25 protein-coding genes are annotated in these 19726 nt (G+C 69.3%); 12 read left to right on the top strand and 13 right to left on the bottom strand.

Annotation, left to right across the window (positions count from 1 at the left end):
- Positions 1-256 precede the first annotated feature (256 nt).
- From ACFY0T_RS22260 to ACFY0T_RS22250, 3 genes are all read left to right on the top strand, one after another.
- The gene (locus tag ACFY0T_RS22260) at positions 257-706 is read left to right on the top strand and encodes a hypothetical protein (RefSeq protein WP_388873128.1); all 450 of its coding nucleotides are present in this window, start codon (positions 257-259) and stop codon (positions 704-706) included.
- 721 nt (positions 707-1427) lie between these two features.
- On the top strand, positions 1428-1871 hold the full coding sequence (locus ACFY0T_RS22255) for a nuclear transport factor 2 family protein (protein WP_388873125.1): 444 nt from the start codon (positions 1428-1430) through the stop codon (positions 1869-1871).
- A gap of 130 nt (positions 1872-2001) precedes the next feature.
- A complete protein-coding gene (locus ACFY0T_RS22250; RefSeq protein WP_388873123.1) occupies positions 2002-3378 on the top strand; it encodes an IS1380 family transposase in 1377 nt (458 codons plus the stop codon).
- Positions 3379-3595: 217 nt separating this feature from the next.
- Here ACFY0T_RS22250 and ACFY0T_RS22245 read toward each other — a convergent pair whose 3' ends face one another.
- Positions 3596-4396: a DUF2637 domain-containing protein gene (locus tag ACFY0T_RS22245; RefSeq protein WP_388873120.1), complete on the bottom strand. Its 801-nt coding sequence runs from the start codon at positions 4394-4396 to the stop codon at positions 3596-3598.
- A 429-nt stretch (positions 4397-4825) separates the two neighbouring features.
- Here ACFY0T_RS22245 and ACFY0T_RS22240 point away from each other — a divergent pair, with 429 nt between their 5' ends.
- On the top strand, positions 4826-5476 hold the full coding sequence (locus ACFY0T_RS22240; RefSeq protein WP_388873117.1) for a DedA family protein: 651 nt from the start codon (positions 4826-4828) through the stop codon (positions 5474-5476).
- Positions 5477-5593: 117 nt separating this feature from the next.
- Here the strand turns inward: ACFY0T_RS22240 and ACFY0T_RS22235 are convergent, their stop codons facing one another.
- Positions 5594-6106: a gamma carbonic anhydrase family protein gene (locus tag ACFY0T_RS22235; RefSeq protein WP_388873446.1), complete on the bottom strand. Its 513-nt coding sequence runs from the start codon at positions 6104-6106 to the stop codon at positions 5594-5596.
- Between the two features lie 123 nt (positions 6107-6229).
- On the opposite strand from ACFY0T_RS22235, the gene ACFY0T_RS22230 reads away from it, so the two are divergent.
- Positions 6230-7027 carry an acyltransferase gene (locus ACFY0T_RS22230; protein WP_388873443.1) on the top strand — a complete coding sequence of 266 codons (798 nt, stop codon included), beginning with the start codon at positions 6230-6232 and terminating at the stop codon, positions 7025-7027.
- Between the two features lie 116 nt (positions 7028-7143).
- Here the strand turns inward: ACFY0T_RS22230 and ACFY0T_RS22225 are convergent, their stop codons facing one another.
- Positions 7144-8001, bottom strand: a complete 858-nt coding sequence (locus ACFY0T_RS22225; protein WP_388873115.1) for an EamA family transporter — start codon at positions 7999-8001, stop codon at positions 7144-7146.
- Positions 8002-8094: 93 nt separating this feature from the next.
- On the opposite strand from ACFY0T_RS22225, the gene ACFY0T_RS22220 reads away from it, so the two are divergent.
- The 3 genes from ACFY0T_RS22220 to ACFY0T_RS22210 are packed head-to-tail and all read left to right on the top strand — an operon-like array spanning position 8095 to position 9443.
- On the top strand, positions 8095-8667 hold the full coding sequence (locus ACFY0T_RS22220) for a helix-turn-helix domain-containing protein (protein WP_388873112.1): 573 nt from the start codon (positions 8095-8097) through the stop codon (positions 8665-8667).
- A gap of 44 nt (positions 8668-8711) precedes the next feature.
- Positions 8712-9266 (top strand): YbaK/EbsC family protein, encoded by a 555-nt coding sequence (locus ACFY0T_RS22215; RefSeq protein ID WP_388873109.1) that lies wholly within the window; start codon positions 8712-8714, stop codon positions 9264-9266.
- A gap of 30 nt (positions 9267-9296) precedes the next feature.
- A complete protein-coding gene (locus tag ACFY0T_RS22210) occupies positions 9297-9443 on the top strand; it encodes a hypothetical protein (RefSeq protein ID WP_388873106.1) in 147 nt (48 codons plus the stop codon).
- Here the strand turns inward: ACFY0T_RS22210 and ACFY0T_RS22205 are convergent, their stop codons facing one another.
- Positions 9444-10559: a cation diffusion facilitator family transporter gene (locus tag ACFY0T_RS22205; RefSeq protein ID WP_388873440.1), complete on the bottom strand. Its 1116-nt coding sequence runs from the start codon at positions 10557-10559 to the stop codon at positions 9444-9446.
- 98 nt (positions 10560-10657) lie between these two features.
- On the opposite strand from ACFY0T_RS22205, the gene ACFY0T_RS22200 reads away from it, so the two are divergent.
- Positions 10658-11017 (top strand): ArsR/SmtB family transcription factor, encoded by a 360-nt coding sequence (locus ACFY0T_RS22200; RefSeq protein ID WP_388873104.1) that lies wholly within the window; start codon positions 10658-10660, stop codon positions 11015-11017.
- A 17-nt stretch (positions 11018-11034) separates the two neighbouring features.
- On the opposite strand, the gene ppk2 is transcribed toward ACFY0T_RS22200, so the two are convergent.
- The 3 genes from ppk2 to ACFY0T_RS22185 are packed head-to-tail and all read right to left on the bottom strand — an operon-like array spanning position 11035 to position 13387.
- Positions 11035-11919, bottom strand: coding sequence for a polyphosphate kinase 2 (ppk2, locus tag ACFY0T_RS22195; protein ID WP_388873101.1), 885 nt, complete (start codon positions 11917-11919; stop codon positions 11035-11037).
- 60 nt (positions 11920-11979) lie between these two features.
- Entirely contained in the window at positions 11980-12213 is a 234-nt protein-coding gene (locus ACFY0T_RS22190) for a hypothetical protein (RefSeq protein ID WP_388873098.1), read from the bottom strand.
- Positions 12214-12232: 19 nt separating this feature from the next.
- A complete protein-coding gene (locus tag ACFY0T_RS22185; protein WP_388873096.1) occupies positions 12233-13387 on the bottom strand; it encodes an anion permease in 1155 nt (384 codons plus the stop codon).
- 184 nt (positions 13388-13571) lie between these two features.
- On the opposite strand from ACFY0T_RS22185, the gene ACFY0T_RS22180 reads away from it, so the two are divergent.
- Positions 13572-14420, top strand: coding sequence for an alpha/beta fold hydrolase (locus ACFY0T_RS22180; protein ID WP_388873094.1), 849 nt, complete (start codon positions 13572-13574; stop codon positions 14418-14420).
- A gap of 37 nt (positions 14421-14457) precedes the next feature.
- Here the strand turns inward: ACFY0T_RS22180 and ACFY0T_RS22175 are convergent, their stop codons facing one another.
- From ACFY0T_RS22175 to ACFY0T_RS22165, 3 genes are all read right to left on the bottom strand, one after another.
- Complete coding sequence (locus ACFY0T_RS22175) at positions 14458-14898, bottom strand: GNAT family N-acetyltransferase (protein WP_388873091.1); 441 nt, start codon at positions 14896-14898, stop codon at positions 14458-14460.
- Positions 14899-14962: 64 nt separating this feature from the next.
- Positions 14963-15370, bottom strand: coding sequence for a CoA-binding protein (locus tag ACFY0T_RS22170; RefSeq protein WP_388873089.1), 408 nt, complete (start codon positions 15368-15370; stop codon positions 14963-14965).
- Positions 15371-15698: 328 nt separating this feature from the next.
- Entirely contained in the window at positions 15699-15854 is a 156-nt protein-coding gene (locus ACFY0T_RS22165) for a hypothetical protein (RefSeq protein ID WP_388873086.1), read from the bottom strand.
- A gap of 286 nt (positions 15855-16140) precedes the next feature.
- Here ACFY0T_RS22165 and ACFY0T_RS22160 point away from each other — a divergent pair, with 286 nt between their 5' ends.
- Both ACFY0T_RS22160 and ACFY0T_RS22155 read left to right on the top strand, forming a co-directional pair.
- Complete coding sequence (locus ACFY0T_RS22160; RefSeq protein ID WP_388873083.1) at positions 16141-16590, top strand: hypothetical protein; 450 nt, start codon at positions 16141-16143, stop codon at positions 16588-16590.
- Positions 16591-16903: 313 nt separating this feature from the next.
- Entirely contained in the window at positions 16904-17326 is a 423-nt protein-coding gene (locus tag ACFY0T_RS22155; protein ID WP_388873080.1) for an SsgA family sporulation/cell division regulator, read from the top strand.
- Between the two features lie 443 nt (positions 17327-17769).
- Here ACFY0T_RS22155 and ACFY0T_RS22150 read toward each other — a convergent pair whose 3' ends face one another.
- From ACFY0T_RS22150 to ACFY0T_RS22140, 3 genes are all read right to left on the bottom strand, one after another.
- Positions 17770-18474 (bottom strand): TetR/AcrR family transcriptional regulator, encoded by a 705-nt coding sequence (locus tag ACFY0T_RS22150; protein WP_388873077.1) that lies wholly within the window; start codon positions 18472-18474, stop codon positions 17770-17772.
- 193 nt (positions 18475-18667) lie between these two features.
- Positions 18668-18925 carry an SDR family NAD(P)-dependent oxidoreductase gene (locus ACFY0T_RS22145; protein ID WP_388873437.1) on the bottom strand — a complete coding sequence of 86 codons (258 nt, stop codon included), beginning with the start codon at positions 18923-18925 and terminating at the stop codon, positions 18668-18670.
- Between the two features lie 125 nt (positions 18926-19050).
- Positions 19051-19452: an SDR family NAD(P)-dependent oxidoreductase gene (locus tag ACFY0T_RS22140; RefSeq protein WP_388873074.1), complete on the bottom strand. Its 402-nt coding sequence runs from the start codon at positions 19450-19452 to the stop codon at positions 19051-19053.
- Positions 19453-19726 lie beyond the last annotated feature (274 nt).

Genomic DNA, 19726 nt, shown 5'->3' with positions numbered 1-19726 from the left:
GCGCGCCTGATTGTGAATGCGTGGCGGGGTGCACAGCTGGGTGAGCGGAATGTCGTGTCGGATTTATTCGCGCAGGCTGGCTCTCTTTACTGCGTCGGCCTTCTCTGAGGGAACGGGGCCCTCCGCCTCGGGAGCTAGGCGGCCAGATCACCCGAGATTCCAAAAAAGATCTTGGTTGCCCGTGGCCAAAACGGGGCCAAATCCCGGCCTTTTGAGGTGTGAGCGAAACCCACGTCTTGCCTCAAGGAGAGCCGGTATGCCCCCACCGTGCCCCGGTCACTGTGCTACCCGTCCCGCTCGCCACGCTGCCGCAGGCACCCCTGCCCACCAGATCTCCGTATGGGCGGTCGCCCAGCAAATCCATCCCGAGACACAGAACATCCCGGGCTGGCTCCTGACCACCATCGTCAGGATCGTCACCACCTACACCACACCCGGGCACCGCGTGCTCCTCATTGGCACCCGGGCACAATCTGGAAAGCCAAGCAGCGAACGCGATCAGCTCACCTACGGCTGGCCTGCGCCTGCAAGCAACCAACTGCCCGGATTGATCGAGGCTGCCGCGGTCGCCGCCCGATTCGGCCGCAGCATCGAAGTGCGGGCGGCTGCGTCCGTCGTCGGTGCCTCGCGGAGGGAGCTGACGCCGTCTCCTGCCGACCACTTCGACGCGATCGTCACCGCCGTCGATCCGCAGAGCACCGAGTAGACGCCGCCTGATCACGTCACACCCACGGAGGCGTACTCGTGCATCCGGACGATCTCAAGGCCGAAGAACCCCGCGAAGGCCGCGACGGCCAGGCGAGGGCTCCCGCCGAGGCCGACCCGGCCAGTCGGCCCAACCCCCCTCCTGAACAGGTCGTTTGGCAGCACACAAGCCATAGCGAGCGCGCCCGTGTCCGGCGATACTCCGGACACGTGACGTACCTTGGCGGTGCCGCGGGGGAGCGCTTGCGAGGCGAGCTGGCGATGGTTATCCGTGATCTGCTCATGTGGGCTGCAACTGACCAAGTTGAGGCCGAGCGGCTTCCTGAATCGTCGGCTGATGAAGCTGCATGACGGCCTGCCTTGGGCATTCCGGGGCGTCGCCAGCCGACAGACGCCGGTGGCCGGGCCCTCTGTGCCGCCCGGCCACCGGCGTTAGCCTCGGGCTTTCACGAGCGGTGCCGTCCACCACTTGATCAGAAACGCGAGAAGTGCTCCTGACCCCCAACGATAGGACTTGTCGAGGGTCCTGACCGTTGCTGTCGAAGGAGCAATTCTCAGGTGAGGCGTACTGGCCTGTATCCGTATGTCCGCGTCCAGGGCGACGGCCGTGGGGCCGTCAGTCAGGCGGGTGGGGTGCTGCTGGTCGAGACAGTCCGCAAGACCGGCCTGGATCAGGCGATAATGATCACTAGCCGCCTGTGCGTATTACTTGGGGAGGTCTTGTGAGTCTGAGTCCGCGCGAGGTGTTTCTCCGGCTTGTTCATGGGGTCGCCGACGGGAACTTCGACGAGTTGCCTGACCTGTATGGCGAGGTCACCGATGTCCGGCATCCGATGGCGACGCCGGAGTCCGAGCCGTTGACGAGTCGGCGTGCGCTCCAGGAGCACTTCACGGTGCCGCCGGAAGTTCGGGAGTCCTTGCCGAAGAGGCGGGTCGTCGATGTCGTCGTTCACGAGACCGCCGATCCTGAAGTGATCGTCGCCGAGTTCGCCTATGAGTTCACGTTGCCGGACGACTCTATGACCAAGGTGCCCTGCGTCTTCGTCATGCGTGTCCGGGACGGTCAGATCATCGAGTCACGTGACTACATCGACCCGATCCGTACGTACACGGCACGCGGGGACCTTGACCGCCTCATCGCGTCGTTGCGGAAGGATGTTTCCTAAGGTCCCAGTTTCGCGCTTTCACCAACGAGCCTGTCCGAAGCGTGATCAAAAAGGTGAGGAGCGCCTCTGCCTTGGGACGATGGGACTTGTCTAGGGTCCTGGTCGTCGTCAAGAAAGCTGCACTCCTCAGGTGAAGAAGCGTATCGGATCGTATCCCTATATCCGCGTTGAGGGCGGCGGTCGTGGAGCGGTGAGCCAGGCCGGTGGCGTGCTGCTGGTCGAGACGGTCCGCAAGACCGGGCTGGACCAGGCGATATCGGCGGCCCTGACGCCGTGGCGGAAGCAACGGGCGGTGCATGATCCGGGGAAGATCCTGCTGGATGTGGCCCTCGCGGTCGCGCTCGGCGGCGACTGCCTGGCCGATGTCGGGATGCTGCGAGCGGAACCGGACGTGTTCGGGCCGGTGGCCTCCGACCCGACGGTGTCCCGCCTGGTCGACACCCTGGCAGGGGCCGGACCGAGAGCCCTGAGGGCGATCCGGGCCGCACGAGCCCAAGTCCGTGAATATGTGCGGAAGTTGGCTGGTTCCTCGGCGCCGGATGCCGACGGGCAAGTGATCGTGGACCTGGATGGGGTGCTTGTGCTGGCGCACTCCGAGAAGCAGGACGCAGCCGCGACCTGGAAGAAGACCTTCGGGCACCATCCGCTGATGGGCTTCGTCGACCACGGCCGAGGCGGGAGCGGCGAGCCGGTCGCGGGCCTGCTGCGGCCCGGCAACGCGGGCAGCAACACCGCCGCCGACCACATCACCACGGCTCAACTCGCGCTAGCCCAGCTGCCCAAACACCATCGACGTGGCCGGCAGACACTCATCCGTACCGACTCCGGCGGCGGCACCCACGAGTTCGTGGCCTGGCTGGCCCAGCGTGGCCGGTGGCTGTCCTACTCGGTCGGCATGACCATCACCGACGCCATCCACCAGGCCGTTCTCACCGTCCCCGCCTCGGCCTGGACGGCGGCCGTCGAGCCCGGAGGCGAGATCCGCGACGGCGCCTGGGTCGCCGAACTCGATGGCGATGTCCTCAAGGGCTGGCCTCCCGGCATGCGGCTGATCGTCCGCAAGGAACGCCCGCACCCCGGCGCTCAGTTGCGTTTCACCGACGCCGACGGTCTGCGCCTCACCGTGTTCGCCACCAACACCAGGAACACGCCGATCGCCGCACTCGAACTCCGCCATCGCCAGCGCGCCCGTGCCGAGGATCGTATCCGCGCCGCCCGCGCCACTGGCCTGCGCAACCTACCCCTGCACGATGCCGCTCAGAATCAGATCTGGCTGGAGATCGTCCAGATTGCCCTGGACCTGCTGGCCTGGATGCCGATGCTCGCCCTAACGGGCACGGCCCGGCTCTGGGAGCCCCGCCGCCTGCGACTCCGCTTGCTCTCCGCAGCCGCCCAGCTGGTCACCACCGCCCGCCGCCGGCACCTCAGGTTCGCCCGCCACTGGCCCTGGACCGATGTGATCACCGAAGCGATCCAGCGACTCGTAACCCTTCCGAACCCCGGCTGACCAGCACGTTCCCTTCCCTACGAGTAGCACCGCCCCACCGGAGCCGTGGAACCCGGCGCCCACCCGACGCGACAGTCGGGCCACCGTCACGACCGAAGAACACTGCCGAACGCAGATCGGTCGCCAGTATGAGCTGACGGCCAATCACGAAAGATCGAGGTTAGCCTCCGCTCTTGGCTGTGCGGCTTTTCGTGCAGTAGGCGGCACGTGCTCCAAGTCAACGGGCGCTTAGCTCCGCACCGTTGGCATGCACTTGCGCTCGCTTCGAGGCGATACGTCCGTTCTCTCGCCAGCGTTTTAGGACTGCGCGGCCGTAGTTGTTAGTGCCTGCCACTCGGTCGAGCTCCGCACCTGTCGGCGTACGGCCCTTCCCTCCCTGCTCTTGGAAGTAGTTCCACATGATCTGTTCGGCAGTGAGTTCACCTTTCGGTGGAGAGGCTGTTGGCTGAGGATCGCGTCCGCGGGTGTCCTTGTCGTTGGCTGGTGTACCGGAACGCGGGGCCTCAGCGTTGTCTCGCTGATCCGTTGTGCTGTTCGCCTTGCCATGTTGGAACCTGCACTGGTGTTCCGGATTCCCGCGGTCAGTCGCCCGGTCTGTGGGATGAAGGGTGAGAAGCTCGACGGCGAACAGGAGAGCGATCGGGGGCCATCCCGCGACGAGGATCGGCTGCCATGCGAGGACGGGTGCCGCTGCCATGTTGGCGGCCAGTGATACGAAGATGCCGAGCGAGAAGGCCATCCACGCCGTGGCGTGTGTCCGGCGGCTGACGCGATGGGCGGGTTTCAGCAGTCCGATGGTGGCCAGCAGGAGCAGTCCGTCCACAGAGAGGGGCCACAGTGCCGCGCTCACGGAATCGGCTCCTCCGTGTAGCGCGAAATGGCGCTGATGGACGTACGAGGCGTAGGCCGCGACGCTTGCGACAACGAGACCGCACGCGCGACGCAACCAGATCTCGAAGCCCTGCACGCTATTCGATCGAGACGCCTTGCGGTCTGCGGAGCGTTCGGCCGGCCTCATGTGGCATCACCTCCATGAGGTGCGGCATCGCTATGGCTGAGGGAGCGGCGGCCGGGCTTCAGCGGAATGGTCATGGAGAGTCTGAGTGTTCGTTCGTCTTGCTGTGCCTTCCGCGGCCGTGTGGATGCTGGTGGCACCCCGACTGGGGATCCTTCATCCGGGGTGGCGTGCCCCGGGCGGACGGACAGCCCGCGATGCCCGACCGCACGGGGGCGGTGCTCTCGCTGAGGGCCGCCTCCGCGGGCGGAAACACCCTCAGCACCCCCGTCGCTCACGAGCACCGTTGCGACCTCTGGGACTCCGCCGCGTGAGGCCGACCAGGTAGGCTGCCCGGCGTGTGCTCAGGGGGCAGCGCACGCCGGGTGATCACGTACCGCACACCTACGGTGCCCGCCCGGGTCACGCACAGCGAAACGGGAGGAACCGGCCTTGCACGTCCAGGAATGGCTCGAGACGGTGCCCGCGGTCAGCATCTATGCGCTGGTGGGCCTGGTCATCGGCTTGGAAAGCCTGGGCATCCCGCTGCCCGGCGAGATCATCCTGGTCTCGGCGGCCCTGCTCTCCTCCCAGCACTCCGGCATCAACCCCGTCATCCTCGGGGCGTGCGCCAGCATCGGCGCGATCGTGGGCGACTCCATCGGCTACGCCATCGGCCGCAAGGGCGGACGTCCGCTGCTCGCCTGGCTCGGCGCCAAGTTCCCCAAGCACTTCAGCGACGGCCATGTCGCCACCGCCGAGCGGTCCTTCCAGAAGTGGGGCATGTGGGCCGTCTTCTTCGGCCGCTTCATCGCCCTGCTGCGGATCTTCGCGGGCCCGCTCGCGGGTGTGCTGCGGATGCCGTACTGGAAGTTCCTGGTCGCCAACGTGCTCGGCGGCATCATCTGGGCCGGCGGCACCACCGCGGTCATCTACTACGTCGGTGTGGTCGCCGAGTCCTGGCTCAAGCGGTTCTCGTGGCTCGGGCTGGTGGCGGCGGTGCTCATCGGGCTCGCTTCGATGCTGATCGTTCGCCGCAAGGCGAAGCAGGCGACCGCTGGGCGCGGTGCGGCGGAGCCCGAGCCCGTCCCGGCGGCCGAGTAGGTTTCGGCCGGGCTGCGCTCCCGAAAGCGCGGGTTGTCCGTCTAGTGCAGGCCGTCCGCGGCTGGTCGCGCGGCGGAGCCGCAGGATGTCACCCCCGCGCCCCTACCGGGCGCTTCCCTACCCGGCGCTGTGCGCCTCGCGGTGGGCCTTTGCCAGGTCCACGTACATCGTGCCGTTCAGGGAGATGCCCTCGCGTTCCTCGTCGGTCAGTTGGCGCTTGACCTTGGCGGGGACGCCCGCGACGAGGGAGCCCGGGGGCACCTGCATGCCTTGCGGCACGAGGGCCTGGGCGGCCACCAGGGAACCGGCGCCGATCACCGCGCCGTTGAGGACCGTGGCGCCCATGCCGATCAGGCAGTCGTCCTCGACGGTCGCGCCGTGCACCACGGCGTTGTGCCCGATGGAGACCCGCTCGCCGACGGTGATGGGGAATCCGGGGTCCACGTGAAGGCTGCAGTTGTCCTGGACATTGCTGCCGGCGCCGATGACGATCGGGCCGCAGTCGGCGCGCAGCACCGCGCCGTACCAGACGCTCGCGCCCGCGTGCAGTGTGACGTCCCCGATGACCACGGACGTGGGCGCCGTGAACGCCTCCTGGTCCACCTGCGGATCCTTGCCGCCGATCCCCATGATCAGCGCCTGCTGCGTCGTCACCGTCTCACCGTCTCAGCGTCTCGTCGTAGTTCGGTACACCGGCACCGTATGCCATCGTTCCCCGCCCCGGTGGGGTGAAGATCACAGCCGTACGACCCCATCGGCGCACCCCGCGCTGAGTACCGTGAGCGGGTGCCCAGGAGCAAGAACACGTTCTCATCATGGCGGCGCCGCCTCGCGCAGCGCGCCGTCCACGCGGGCTGGGCCTGGGTGCAGCGCACGGGTGCGGTCACGGCCGAGCATCCCGGGCGACTCCGCTTCGGCGCCATGGGAACAGGTACCAGACTGGCTTTCCCGCTCGGCACGGTCTTCGGTGAACCCTGGATCCACCTCGGTTCCCACTGCATCGTCGCCGAACAGGTCACGCTGACCGCCGGTCTGATGCCCGACCTCGACCTCGGCCCCGACCCGATCCTGCGCATCGGCGACGGCGTCGTGCTCGGCCGCGGCAGTCACGTCATCGCCGACACGACGGTCACGATCGGCAGCGACTGCTACTTCGGGCCGTATGTTTACGTCACGTCCACGAACCACTCGTACGACGATCCGCACGAGCCCATCGGCAAGCAGTGGCCGCGGATGGAACCGGTGGAGATCGGGCCCGGCTGCTGGATCGGCACTGGCGCGGTGATCCTGCCGGGGGCGCGGATCGGGCGGAACGTCGTGGTGGCGGCCGGTGCGGTGGTACGCGGCGCGGTGCCGGACCACTCGGTCGTGGCGGGCGCCCCCGCCCGCGTCGTACGGCGCTGGGACCCGGCGGAGGGATGGCAGCCGCCGCTGCGGACACCGGCGCCGGTGCCGATTCCCGACGGGGTCACGCCCGAGCAGCTGCTGGCGCTGTCGGGGCTCGACGAGGAGTCCGCGGCGCGGCTGGCGGAGCTGGACCTCGAGTCCTGACTCCGTACGGCCCTCAGTGAGTTCTGTCCCGTACGGCACTGAGCGGGTTCCGAGCTCGTACGGCACTCAGCGGGTTCCGAGCTCGTATGGCACTGAGCGGGTCGCGACCGTAGCGCTCAGCCGGTGGCGAGCAGCACCGTCCCGACCAGCGCCAAGCCCGCGCCCGCCGCCTGTACCCCGCGCAGCCGTTCGCTGAGGATGCCGCGTGCGGCCAGGGCCGTGACGACCGGATAGAGCGAGGCGAGGACGGCGGCGACGGTGACCGGCCCGTGCTGGGCGGCGACCGAGTACGTGCCGTTGGCGGCGACATCGGCGAGGCCGACGAAGGCGAGCGCGGGGAGGGAGCCCCAGGGGAAACCGCCCTCGGGGAGGGCCTGGGCGCCACGCTTCACGGAGACGTAGAGGGCCGCGCCGCCCGCCGCCACGTTGGTCACGCGCTGCACGAACAGGGCGAGGAACAGCCCCGTGACCGACGAGGACGCCTCCGCGATCAGCGCGAACACCGTGCCGAAGCCGAGCGCCGCGAGCAGCGTGAGGAGGATCGCCTGCCGCTGCACGGGGGCGCCCCTCAGCTGGGGTCCGCCCGCGAGGACGACACCCACGAGGGCGACCGCGATCCCCGCGAACTGGGTGAGCCCGGGGCGCTCCCCGAGGACGAGTCCCACGGTGATGGGCACGGCCACGCCCAGCGAGCCGAGCGGCGAGACAACCCCCATGGGACCGAGGGCGAGCGCCTTGTAGAAGGAGAGCAGCGCGACCGGTCCCACCAGCCCGGCGGCGAACGCGAACCACAGCTGCGGCCCCGCCGCGCTCCAGCCTCCGGTGGCCACCACGATCGCGCCGAGGACGACCGCCGCGATGGTCTGCGAGGCGACGACCACCGTGAGGGCGGGCGTACGCCGTGTGAGCAGACCTCCGCCGAAGTCGGCCAGGCCCCACAGGAGGCTGGTGGCCAGGGCGAAGAGTGCTGTCACGGGGTGCCTCGCAGTACAGTTCGGTGAACGATCAGGTGCACCACACGATAGTTCACCAGATTGAACTCTGTCATCCAGAATATTGGACGGAATGTGTCGGACCTCGACCTGCTGACTCAGTCCTTGGCGCGCAACGTGAAGCGCTGGCGCACCGAGCGCGGCTTCACCCTGGAAGCGCTCGCCGCTCGCGCCGGAGTCAGCCGCGGCATGCTCATCCAGATCGAGCAGGCCAGGACCAACCCCAGCCTGGGCACCGTCGTCAAGATCGGCGACGCGCTCGGCGTCAGCATCACCACCCTGCTCGACTACGGGCAGGGCCCCAAGGTCCGGATCGTCCCGGCCGAGCAGGCCGTACGGCTGTGGCACACCGACGCGGGCAGCTACAACCGGCTTCTGGCGGGCACCGAGGCGCCCGGCCCGTTGGAGATGTGGGACTGGCGGCTCATGCCCGGCGAGGGCAGCCCCTCGGATCCGCACCCCACCGGGACGGTCGAGCTCGTCCATGTCACGGCGGGAGAGCTGACCCTCACCGTCGACGGCGTCGAGCACCGCGTCCCGACGGGGGCGAGCGCCTCCTTCGAGGCCAACACCCCCCATCGGTACGCCAACGAGGGCGACGTACCGATGGAGATGGTCATGGCGGTGTCCGTCCCGCTCGTGCACTGAGACACCCCGACGGGCGGCGCCGGCGCGGCTGTTAGCGTGCGGTCATGCGCGCACCCATCGGACACTTCGACCACGCCACGCCCGCCCCCGACTGTCTCGACGCACTCACCGGCCCGGTCGCCGACGCCGTACGCGACTGGCGGGGCAGCGTGCCCGCCGACCAGATCGTCTACGTCGACACGGACCCCGAGTGGGCCGACACCGCCACCTTCGTCGAGCACTACGGCCGGGAGCTGCTCGACCAGTCCGCCAACTGCGTGGTCGTCGCGGGCAGGCGCGGCGGCGAGACCACGCTCGCCGCCTGCGTCGTCCTCTCCACCACCCGCGTCGATGTCAATGGCGCGGTCCGCCGCCAACTCGGCGCCCGCAAGGCCTCGTTCGCACCGATGGACACGGCGACCGGGGAGACCGGCATGGAGTACGGCGGCATCACGCCGATCGGACTCCCGGGCGACTGGCCCGTGTTGGTGGACTCGGCCGTCGTCGAGCTGCCGTACGTCCTGGTGGGCAGCGGCCGGCGGCGCGGGAAGCTGCTGGTGCCGGGGAAGGTGTTCGCGGAGCTGCCGAACGCGGTGGTGCTGGACGGGCTCGGCGTGTGAGCGCCGCCCCTCCCTTTGCCGGCCGAAGGTGTGGTTCGGCCATCCAACTCCAAGGCGCGGGTCCCGGTCGACGGCCCCCTCCCGCGCTCCGGCCCCACAGCCTCGTACCTCCAGGAATACGACATCACCAAGAACGGGCCGACGTACATGGTCCATCTCTTCGGCGCCGACTCGTGATCACGCCGGCGCGTGGTGGGCCAGCGCCAGATGCGGATCCGCCTCGCCGGGGGCCGGTGCCGGATCGGCGTGGACCAGGGCGGCGGTGAGCTTCGGGACGGCGTGCAGCAGGGCGTGTTCGGCGTCCACGGCGATGTGATGGGCCAGGCGGACGGTCGCGTCGCCGTCCACGACGACGGCCACCTCGGCCCGCAGCCGGTGCCCGATCCACCGCAGGCGCAGCTCGCCCACGTCGCGCACACCCTCGACCTCCCGCAGCGCCCGCTCGGCCCGGTCCACCAACTCCGGGTCGACGGCGTCCATCACGCGGCGGAAGACCTCGCGGGCGGCATCGCGCAGCACCAGCAGGATCGCGGCCGTGATCGCCAACCCCACCAGCGGGTCGGCGAGTTGCCACCCGAGCGCCGCGCCTCCCGCGCCCACCAGCACGGCGAGTGAGGTGAATCCGTCGGTACGCGCGTGGAGTCCGTCCGCGACAAGGGCGGCGGAGCCGATCTCGCGGCCCACGCGGATACGGTGCCGGGCGACCCACTCGTTGCCGAGGAAGCCGATGAGAGCGGCCGCCGCGACCACCGGGATGTGCCGCATCGGGCGCGGGTCGAGCAGCCGGTCGACCGCCGTCCAGGCCGCGAAGGTCCCGGAGGCGGCGATCGTCAGCACGATCACGATGCCCGCGAGGTCCTCCGCCCGCCCGTAGCCGTAGGTGAAGCGTCGCGTCGCCGCGCGACGGCCCAGCACGAAGGCGATCCCGAGCGGTACGGCCGTCAGCGCGTCGGCGGCGTTGTGCACGGTGTCGCCGAGCAGCGCGACCGACCCCGAGACCATGACAACGACCGCCTGCGCCAAGGCCGTTGCGCCGAGGACGGCCAGGGAGAGCCAGAGCGCCCGCATGCCGCGGGCCGAGGACTCCAGCGCGGAGTCGAGCTTGTCGGCGGTCTCATGGGAGTGCGGGGTGAGGCGGTGGCGCAGGCGACTCGCGAGGGTGGCGTGCGCGTGAGGGTGCAGGTGGGTGCGGTCGTGTTCGTGCGGGTGATCGGGCCCGCGATCGCGTCCGTGCGGGTGGCTGTGGCCGTGCTCGTCTCCGCGTCCCCGTCCGTGGGGGTGGCCGTGCCGGATCTCGGTGCCGTGCTCGTGGTGCTGCCGGTCGCTCACGTGGGGCCCCTTCCGGTGCGCGGGAGTGGACGTGTCGGCGTCCACGGGGCCATTATGTGCGTATGAGCGCACGCATGCACCTATCACCTGCGCATGATGCGCACCCGCGCACCCCCGGCGAGGAACAGTTCGCGCTCGCCGCCGAACTCCTCGCCCTCCTGGGCGACCGCACCCGCCTCGCGCTGCTCCATGCGCTGACCGGCGGCGAGGCCGACGTCACGACGCTCACGGAGGCGTGCGGTGCCGCGCGCCCGGCGGTCAGCCAGCATCTGGCACGGCTCCGTCTCGCGGGACTCGTGAACACCAGGAAGCAGGGCCGCCGGGTGATCTACTCACTCGGCGACGGCCATCTGCGCCGGGTGGTCGACGAGGCGCTGAGCCTGGCCGACCACCGCATCAACAACCGGCCCGCGCACGACTGAGAACCGGCGCCCGTCCGTCAGCGCTCGGTGTCGTCCTCGCCCGCCTCCAGCAGGTTCGCCGCCGCACCCACGATGCTCGGATCCGGACTGCCGACGACCTCCTCGTCCTTGTCGGCGTAGTCGAAGCGGGCCAGGACGCTGCGCATGGCCTCGACACGGGCCCGCTTCTTGTCATTGCTCTTCACCACGGTCCAGGGCGCCTGCTCGGTGTCCGTCTCGCGGAACATGGCGACCTTGGCGGCGGTGTAGTCGTCCCAGCGGTCCAGCGAGGCCAGGTCCATGGGGCTGAGTTTCCACTGCCGTACGGGGTCGACCTGACGGATCGTGAAGCGGGTGCGCTGCTCGCTCTGCGAGACCGAGAACCAGAACTTGACCAGGTCCACGCCGTCGTCGACGAGCATCCGCTCGAAGGCGGGCGCCTGCCGCATGAAGCGCCGGTACTCGTCGTCCGTGCAGAAGCCCATGACCCGCTCGACGCCTGCCCGGTTGTACCAGGACCGGTCGAACATCACGATCTCGCCCGCGGTCGGCAGATGCTCCACGTACCGCTGGAAGTACCACTGCCCGCGCTCGCGTTCGGTCGGCTTCTCCAGGGCCACCACCCGCGCGCCGCGCGGATTGAGGTGCTCGGTGAACCGTTTGATCGTGCCGCCCTTGCCGGCCGCGTCCCGCCCTTCGAAGACGACGACGAGACGGCGGCCGGTCTCCTTGATCCAGCTCTGCAGCTTCAGCAGTTCGATCTGCTGGAGCCGCTTGTGCCAGTCGTACTCCCTGCGCTCCATGCGCTGCTCGTACGGGTAGTTCTCCCGCCAGGTGTCCACCGGACTGCCGTCCGGCCGAATCAGTACGGGGTCGTCGTGGTCGCTGTAGTCGACCCGCATGCCTGCCAGCAGTTCCGTCATCCGGACCTCCCTTCCGTCTCGATGTCCGTGTCCCTGTCCGTGTCCGTGTCCGTGTCAGCGTCAGTGGAACTGGGGCACGATCAGATAAATTCCGTACGCCACCGCGGCCGCGCAGGCCAGGAAGCAGAGCCCGGCCTGGGCGAACCCGAGGGCGTCGGTGGTGCCGTCGCCCTCGCGCGCGGCCTCGACCCGGGCGAGGCCCAGCACGCCGAGGGCGAAGACGACGACGACTCCGACGGTAGCTCCCGTGCTCACCGCGGCGACCTCGCCGAGTGCGGTCCAGTCGAGATGCATGTCCGGAACTCTCCCTGGCTCAGGCGGCCGCGCCGACGTCGGTCGGCGTCGCCGTGCGGATGGTGACCTCGTGGTGGTCGTTGACGTTCGCGGCGTGCACCGGGTTGCGGCGGGACGCCATGACGATGGCGAAGGCGACGGCCGCGGCGACGAGCGCGATCACCACGGTGCCGGCGTTCCCGCCGTGCTTCACCACGCTCGCCGAGACCCCGCCGACCAGCGCGGCGGCGGGCAGCGTGACCAGCCAGGCGATGACCATGCGGCCGGCGGTGCCCCAGCGGACCTCGGCCAGTCGCCTGCCCAGCCCCGCGCCGAGGATGCCGCCCGAGCAGACCTGCGTGGTGGAGAGCGCGAAACCCAGGTGGGCGGAGGTGAGGATCACGGTCGTGGAGGCGGCCTCGGCGGCGAAGCCCTGCGGCGACTGGATGTCGGTGAGCCCCTTGCCCATGGTGCGGATGATCCGCCAGCCGCCGAGATACGTACCGAGTCCGATGGCCAGACCCGCCGACGCGATGACCCACACCGGGGGACCGGCGTCGTGGCCGAGCGCCCCCGCCGAGATCAGCGTCAACGTGATGACGCCCATCGTCTTCTGCGCGTCGTTCGTGCCGTGCGCGAGCGAGACCAGCGAGGCCGAGGCGATCTGCCCGAGCCGGAACCCCTTGGTCACCGGCTCCTTGCGGGCCCGCGCGGTGATCCTGTACGCGAGGTAGGTGGCCAGCAGCGCGGCGAGGCCCGCCACGATCGGGGAGGCCACCGCCGGGATCAGTACCTTCTCGACAACCTTGTCAAAGTGCACGCCGTGCTCACCGGCACCGACCCACACCGCACCGATGAGTCCGCCGAACAGTGCGTGCGAGGAACTGGACGGCAGCCCGAGCAGCCAGGTCAGCAGATTCCACAGAATCGCCCCGACCAGGCCCGCGAAGATCATGCCCGGTGTGACCAGGGTGTCGTCCACGATGCCGCCCGAGATCGTCTTGGCGACCTCGGTGGACAGAAACGCCCCACCGACATTCAGAACACCACTGATCAGGACCGCTGTTCTCGGTTTGAGCGCACCGGTGGCGATGGACGTGGCCATCGCGTTCGCGGTGTCGTGGAACCCGTTCGTGAAGTCGAAGGCCAGCGCCGTGACGATGACGACCGCCACGAGGAACGTGATGTGGTCCATCCCCCGATGGAAGCAATCGCAGGAGTACACGCGACGAACCGGAAGCAAAGCCCACGCATGCCCGAGTAAAGGTGAACATGTGTTTGCGGCGTATCGGTCACTGTCTCGGGGCGTACCGGACGCAGTCCCAGCGAGATACGCAAACCACTTGCCGTGATCGTCACGCGGTCATGAGGATGGCGTCATGCCGACCTTCACCGCCCCCGATGGCACCCAACTCGCCTACCACGTCCTGGGCGAGGGCGAGCCGCTGCTCTGTCTGCCCGGTGGGCCGATGCGCGCCTGCGCCTACCTCGGCGACCTCGGTGGACTGTCGCGGCACCGCCGGCTGATCAAGCTCGACCTGCGGGGCACCGGCGACTCCGCCATCCCCGCCGATCCGGCGACGTACCGCTGCGACCGGCAGGTCGGCGACGTCGAGGCGCTCCGCGCGCACCTCGGCCTGGAACGCGTCGATGTGCTCACTCACTCGGCGGGCGGCGACCTCGCCCTCCTGTACGCCGCCGGGTACCCGCGGCGCATCCGCTCCCTCACGCTGGTCACCGGCCGTGCGCGGGCCCTGGGCGTCGACTTCACCGAGGAGCACCGCAGGGAGGCGGCCGCCCTGCGCAAGGCCGAGCCGTGGTACGACGCCGCCCATGCGGCCTACGAACGGGTCTGGGCCGGTTCGGCGAGCGACGCCGACTGGGACGCCATCACCCCGTTCTTCTACGGCCGTTGGGACGCGAACGCTGAGGCGCATGCCGCGACCGACGTCGAACAGACCAATCAGGAGGCCGCGGACCGCTATGCGGCCCCCGGCGCCTTCCACCCCGCCGAAGCCCGCGCGGCCGTCGCCGCCTGGGACGCACGGGTGCTGCTCCTCGCGGGCGCGCTGGACAGCGGCCCGCTCCCGCGCGTCGCCGCGGCCATCGCGGAGCTCTTCCCCCGGGCCGAGTTGACCGTCCAGCCGGATGCGGGCCACTTCCCATGGCTCGACGATCCGCGCGGCTTCAGCGAGACGGTCGCGGCGTTCCTGGACCGGGGGAAGTGAACAACGACCTCACCCCCGGGGGGCAGGAGCGACCGGCTCAGGCCAGCCGCAGGTCGATCCACTCGGCGGTCTCGCCCGGCAGCACATAGCGCTCGATCTCGACGAACCCGTGCTTCTGCGCGAACCGCAGTCCGTCCTCGTTGGCGGCCAGCACGACCGTCTCGATCACCTCGGCGCCCAGCTCGCGCGCCTGCTCGAGACCGCGTGCGTACAGCTCCTCGCCGAACCCCTGCCGCCGGTGCTCGGCGAGTACGCGTGCGATCACCGTGGCCGTGGCGGTGTCGTCCGTGGGCGGACGCACCGTCGTGCAGCCCACCAGGATGTCGCCGAGATACGCGATCTCCAGATGGTTGCGCCGGACACGCTCCCGCACGTCGTCCAGCGACATGGCGGCGGGCGGCACGATCACATTGTGGACGTGCCGCCAGTCCTTGAGGCGGGCTTCGTCGTCCGGCTTTTCGATACGAAGAGTAGGCACCCGAGCAGAAAACCGGCGAGGCCCGCGCGGCGTCAACCGCATGTGCCCGCAGGGCAGCCGCGCGTCAGCCGAGCCGGGGGAGCTCGATGGCCGGGCAGCGGTCCATCACCATGTCGAGCCCCGCCGCCCGGGTCCGGTCGTACGCGGCTTCGTCGATGACGTCGAGCTGGAACCAGACGGCCTTGGCGCCGATGGCGGCGGCTTCGTCGGCGACCGGCCCGGCGAGGTCGCCGTTGACGAAGACGTCGACGACATCGACGTCGAAGGGGATGTCCTCGAGGGAGGCGTATCCCTTCTCCCCGTGGACGGTCTCGGCCTTCGGGTGTACGGGGACGATGCGCTTGCCGTAGCGCTGGAGGACGTCAGCGACCCCGTAGGCCGCGCGCCGCTGGTTCGTCGAGAGGCCGACAATCGCCCAGGTGTCGCCGAGCTCGGTGAGGATCTTGCGGATCGTTGCCGGGTCGCCGTACACGATCGGCCTCCTTGGAGTCTCTGCAGGTGCTGTCCAGCGGAGCAACAGCGTGCGGCGGGTGACCATTCCCCGGAGGCTGAGCGACTCCGCGCACCAGGATGGATTCCTTCCGGGGTTCCAGGCTGCCCATGGTGCTGACCAGCGAATCGGGGGTGAGAACTCCTACTGGCCACGGTGGCCTGACCCAAGCCAACTGGTCACCGCGGGCAGCCGCTGAGACCAGCGCGGCCTTCCGCGAGCGCCCGAGGTTCCCGGCCGGTGCCGGAGGGCGTCCGCCCACCGAAGTCGCCGAACACCTCCAACTGCCGTGTTCCGGAGGCGAAGTAGCTCACGCAGTACAGCGCAGCGGCACCAGCGCCCCGATCCCGGCGGCGAGCAGCACCATCACGAGTGACAGCGCGTCGAGCCGGAACGCCGCGTCGACGTCGTACGCCTCGATCCACGTCCAGGCCTCGGTGCGGCGCCACCCGTCACCGCGCTCCACTGGCGCAGAGCCCTAAAAGCAACGGCTGAGTCTGCGGCAGACGGTCGAGAGGCGCCTGTCCTCCCCGTCGCTCGTCACCTGCCGGAAGGGCCCCTGACGTGCTGTGATGCGGCTCACGGCGTACATGAGGCCCCCCTCATGTACGCTGACAGCGCCGAACGTGAGGGACCCCTCAGGTTGGTTCGGATTACTCGGCACTGAACGCTTTCCAAGATTTCGGATGACGTCACGAAAGAGGCCCGCCGCTTGGCGGGTGTCATCGCGGCATTTCACAAGGAGAATCCCCATGAAGAGGTTCGTCAGGCGCGTCTCGATCGCTGCTGTTTCCGTGGCGATCGCGGGTGGAGCTGTTCTCGGTGCGGGGGGCTCGGCGTCGGCGGCTTCGGGCCCCGTTGAGCAGACCCGGTCCACGGCCGTCGGACTCCAGGCGGGCGATGACCGTGACGGCTACTACGTGGAGGGGTTCGCTCGCGGCCACGACGGGGAGCGGGACGACGGCCGGGACGGATACCGCGGGTGGTACTCGCACGACGCCCGAGGGGATCACTCCCGTGGGTGGTCCCTGGACGATGAGCGCCGGGACGACCACCGTGGCTCACACCCCAAGAGGCACTACCGCTGGGACGGCCACCGCCTCTACGTCCGGTACGAGGGCCGGTGGGTCGATGTGACGCCGTTGCGCAACGGTGCTGTCGACCGCTGGTACCTGGATCAGGTCCTCCTGGCCCAGCGCTGACGCAGCCCTTGGGCGAGGTAAGGCGGCCTCGCCTCCCGCCCGGCGCCCACGGGTGTGCCCCGGCGCAGACTGTGGCCGTCCGGTTGGTGCCGTAGGGCGCCAGAGAGCACCCTGCCGGCTGCTTCCTGGCGCTGTCAGGTGACCGCTCACCGGGGGCGACGTCGGGCTGGGGCTGGTGAGACCGCCTCCTGGGCGAGCAGCGGCATGCAGGATCGCATGCCGTGTTTTTCCTCTTCGACGCTTCGTGCTGCGCCAGGTGGCCGTTGGTGTCCTACGGCTCGAAGCGAAGCAGGAGCAACCGGAGTGAGGAACTATGAAATCGCTGAGCACCGTGGCCTGCGAGCTGCCTGTGCGGCTTGTCGTGTCGCATGAGCTGTCGTTGCCGTTGCACATGGGGCTGCGGTACGAGGCCGCCGATCCCTTTGCCGTCCGCGCGGCCTTCTCCCCTGTCGGCGATGGCCCGATGGTTGAGTGGGTCTTTGCCCGGGACGTGCTGGCTCAGGCGCTGACCGGCCATGCCGGTCACGGCGACGTCCGGATGTGGCCGGCCGACGGCGAGGGGCAGCGGGTGCTGTACATCGCCCTCAACTCGCCTGCGGGTTCGGCCCTGCTCGAGGTCCCCGCGCGGGGCGTGGAATTCTTCCTGCGAGACACGCAGTCTGTGGTGCCGCCCGGGACCGAGTCCGATCGGCTCGACCTGGACTCTGAGCTGGCGCACTTGTTGGCGGAAAGCTGAACGGCTCCCGCATCACGCCGCCGTCGCCTTGGGCGTGACCTACCTGGTACGTCCTTGACTCCCCGGCGTCCTCAAGAGGCGTCGGACGTGGTGGCGGGTGATCAGGGGGCGCGATTCCGAGGAACGCTTCGTGGACGTCGTCGCGTGGTTGTGCCCGAGTCGGAAAACTCCCGGGCTCTGCGCGTCCACTGCCGTCGCGGACGGCTCCTCACTGCGGCCGTGCGCAGAGGGTGTTCCCCAAGGATTGTGCACCTGCTGGGTGGTGCCGTGCGCTTCTCACTTCGGCTGGCGGTCCCGTAGGGAGGGGAATCGTGCGGCAGCTGCTGCCGCGTGACATCAGTGCCGTTGACGTGCACGACATGCAACGACCACCGTCACCAGCAGTCACAAGGACATCGGCCCGATCCCTGCCATCGTGCGTGCCGTCTGATCTGCCGCGGCGGTCAGTCCTTCTCCGGGCACTCCAGGCATTCCTCTTCGGGGCACTCAATGGCCCTCAGGGTTTGTTCGACCTGTTGTGGGGTCAGCGCAGGCTCGGGCAGTTCGTGGGCGCCATCGGCGCGGAAGGCGTCGAGCATCAAATACAGGTGGCGGCGCCAGGCGGTGGGGGCGACGGTCCGGGTCGCCCGGATGATGCCTGCCTGGGACCAGATGATGAAGACGATGTCTTCAGGAGTGACGTCCGCGCGCAGGACACCCTGCCGCTGGGCGTTACGGAAGATTTGACCGGTCAGTTCCCTTACTCGTTCATCCATCTGCCTGCTGATCGCGTGGGTGGGCAGCCGGGCAGCGACCAGGTCGTTGAACGCACAATCGCCTGCCTGAAGTTCGCAGAACCTCTCCAGGTAATGGCAGAACCCCTGCCAGGCGTCGTCCAACGCGATGGCGTCTTCGGCGGCCTGGAGCAAATCCATGAACTTTGCAGCGAAGAGTTCTTCGATCAAGGCGAATCGGGTGGGGAAGTGCCGGTAGACCGTTCCGATCGCGACGCCGGCCTGGCGAGCGACGCCCTCCAGGGAAGCATCCAGGCCCTGCTCCGCAAACGCCTCTCGGGCGGCGGTCATGATCGCATCCCGGTTGCGCTGCGCGTCGCGGCGCAGGGGTTTGGCCGGCGTCTCGGGAGTGGGGAGCGTGGGGCGAGGGCTCATGATCCCAATATAACATGAGGGCCCCCTCGAATTTGGGGGCCGAGGGCGACTGGGCTCGAACGCGCCGGGGCACCCTCAAGGGCCGGTACCACTTGGTTACCGGGCGGAGTCGTATGCGTCCAAGGCCGTGTCCTACGCGCTCCGGCGGGGTCGTGGGGCGCGGCGACCGACGCCCCACGATCCCGCCCCTCGTTCAGCCGGCCAGCCACCCACCGTCGACGTCGAGGACTGCTCCGTGCACGTACGCGGCGGCGTCCGAGCTGAGCCAGGCCACGGCCGCGGCGATGTCCTCAGGGTGGCCCATCCGGCGTACCGCCGTCCGCTCGATGACCGGGTCCAAGTACCCGGACTCCTGCGCCGCCTTGGTCATCGCCGTGGTGATCGGGCCGGGGGCCACTGCGTTGACACGGATGCCCTCGGCCGCGTGGTCCAGGGCCGCGGAACGAGTCAGCCCGATGACGCCGTGCTTACTGGCCGAGTACGCGGCCCCATTGGCGACGCCGGCCTGGCCTCACATGGACGCGGTGTTGACGATCGCGCCACCACCGGTGTTCCGCATGGCCCGGATCTGGTACTTCATTCCGTAGAAGACGCGCCGTTCAGGTTGATCCAGATGGCGCGGTCCCAGCCGTCTTCCTCCAGGTCAGCCACCGCGCCCGGCATGCCGATGCCCGCGTTGTTGTGGGCGAAGTCGAGACGGCCGAACCGTTCGACGGCGGTGTCGACAGCGGCGGCGATCGACTTGGGGTCGCCGACGTCGGTGCGGACGAAGTGGGCCTTGACGCCTAGCTCTTCAGCAAGCTCGACGGTTTCGAGCGCCTGGTCCGAGACGTCCGCGACCAGGACGGAAGCGCCACGGCGCGCGAACGCGAGGGCGCTGGCGCGGCCGATACCGCCAGCGGCGCCGGTTACCAGAGCGGTGCGGCCTTCGAAATCACGAAAGCGGCGTGCGGCACGACCAGGTCCGCACACCAGCATGGCCAGGCGCGATCCATACAGCTGTGGGGTGTCGCGCGTGAGTGGGGTCGGGCAGGATGCCCGTACGCATCAGAACCCGGGCAGGCCGAGGGCCCCGTGCCACCCTTCGCATAAAAGCCAACGCCGCGGCTCCGGCGAACGGGCAGCGGCTGCAGCAGCGGCCTTTACTGCTCGAAGCCGAAGCCGAAGCCGAAGCCGAAGCCGAAGCCGAAGCCGAAGCCGAAGCCGAAGCCGAAGCCGAAGCCGAAGCCGAAGCCGAAGCCGAAGCCGAAGC

It is taken from the genome of Streptomyces sp. NPDC001530 (assembly GCF_042894545.1).
Lineage (GTDB): Bacteria > Actinomycetota > Actinomycetes > Streptomycetales > Streptomycetaceae > Streptomyces.
Note: the sequence above shows the minus strand (reverse complement) of the source record. Positions and strands in the feature narration are given on the sequence as shown.

What these genes read in the sequence shown, in the direction of transcription:
- ACFY0T_RS22260 (WP_388873128.1), top strand. Translation starts at nt 257, where the DNA reads ATGCCCCCACCGTGCCCCGGTCACTGTGCTACCCGTCCCGCTCGCCAC.
- ACFY0T_RS22245 (WP_388873120.1), bottom strand. Translation starts at nt 4,396, where the DNA reads ATGAGGCCGGCCGAACGCTCCGCAGACCGCAAGGCGTCTCGATCGAAT.
- ACFY0T_RS22235 (WP_388873446.1), bottom strand. Translation starts at nt 6,106, where the DNA reads ATGGGGATCGGCGGCAAGGATCCGCAGGTGGACCAGGAGGCGTTCACG.
- ACFY0T_RS22215 (WP_388873109.1), top strand. Translation starts at nt 8,712, where the DNA reads ATGCGCGCACCCATCGGACACTTCGACCACGCCACGCCCGCCCCCGAC.
- ACFY0T_RS22200 (WP_388873104.1), top strand. Translation starts at nt 10,658, where the DNA reads ATGAGCGCACGCATGCACCTATCACCTGCGCATGATGCGCACCCGCGC.
- ppk2 (WP_388873101.1), bottom strand. Translation starts at nt 11,919, where the DNA reads ATGACGGAACTGCTGGCAGGCATGCGGGTCGACTACAGCGACCACGAC.
- ACFY0T_RS22190 (WP_388873098.1), bottom strand. Translation starts at nt 12,213, where the DNA reads ATGCATCTCGACTGGACCGCACTCGGCGAGGTCGCCGCGGTGAGCACG.
- ACFY0T_RS22185 (WP_388873096.1), bottom strand. Translation starts at nt 13,387, where the DNA reads ATGGACCACATCACGTTCCTCGTGGCGGTCGTCATCGTCACGGCGCTG.
- ACFY0T_RS22180 (WP_388873094.1), top strand. Translation starts at nt 13,572, where the DNA reads ATGCCGACCTTCACCGCCCCCGATGGCACCCAACTCGCCTACCACGTC.
- ACFY0T_RS22160 (WP_388873083.1), top strand. Translation starts at nt 16,141, where the DNA reads ATGAAGAGGTTCGTCAGGCGCGTCTCGATCGCTGCTGTTTCCGTGGCG.
- ACFY0T_RS22155 (WP_388873080.1), top strand. Translation starts at nt 16,904, where the DNA reads ATGAAATCGCTGAGCACCGTGGCCTGCGAGCTGCCTGTGCGGCTTGTC.
- ACFY0T_RS22150 (WP_388873077.1), bottom strand. Translation starts at nt 18,474, where the DNA reads ATGAGCCCTCGCCCCACGCTCCCCACTCCCGAGACGCCGGCCAAACCC.
- ACFY0T_RS22140 (WP_388873074.1), bottom strand. Translation starts at nt 19,452, where the DNA reads ATGCTGGTGTGCGGACCTGGTCGTGCCGCACGCCGCTTTCGTGATTTC.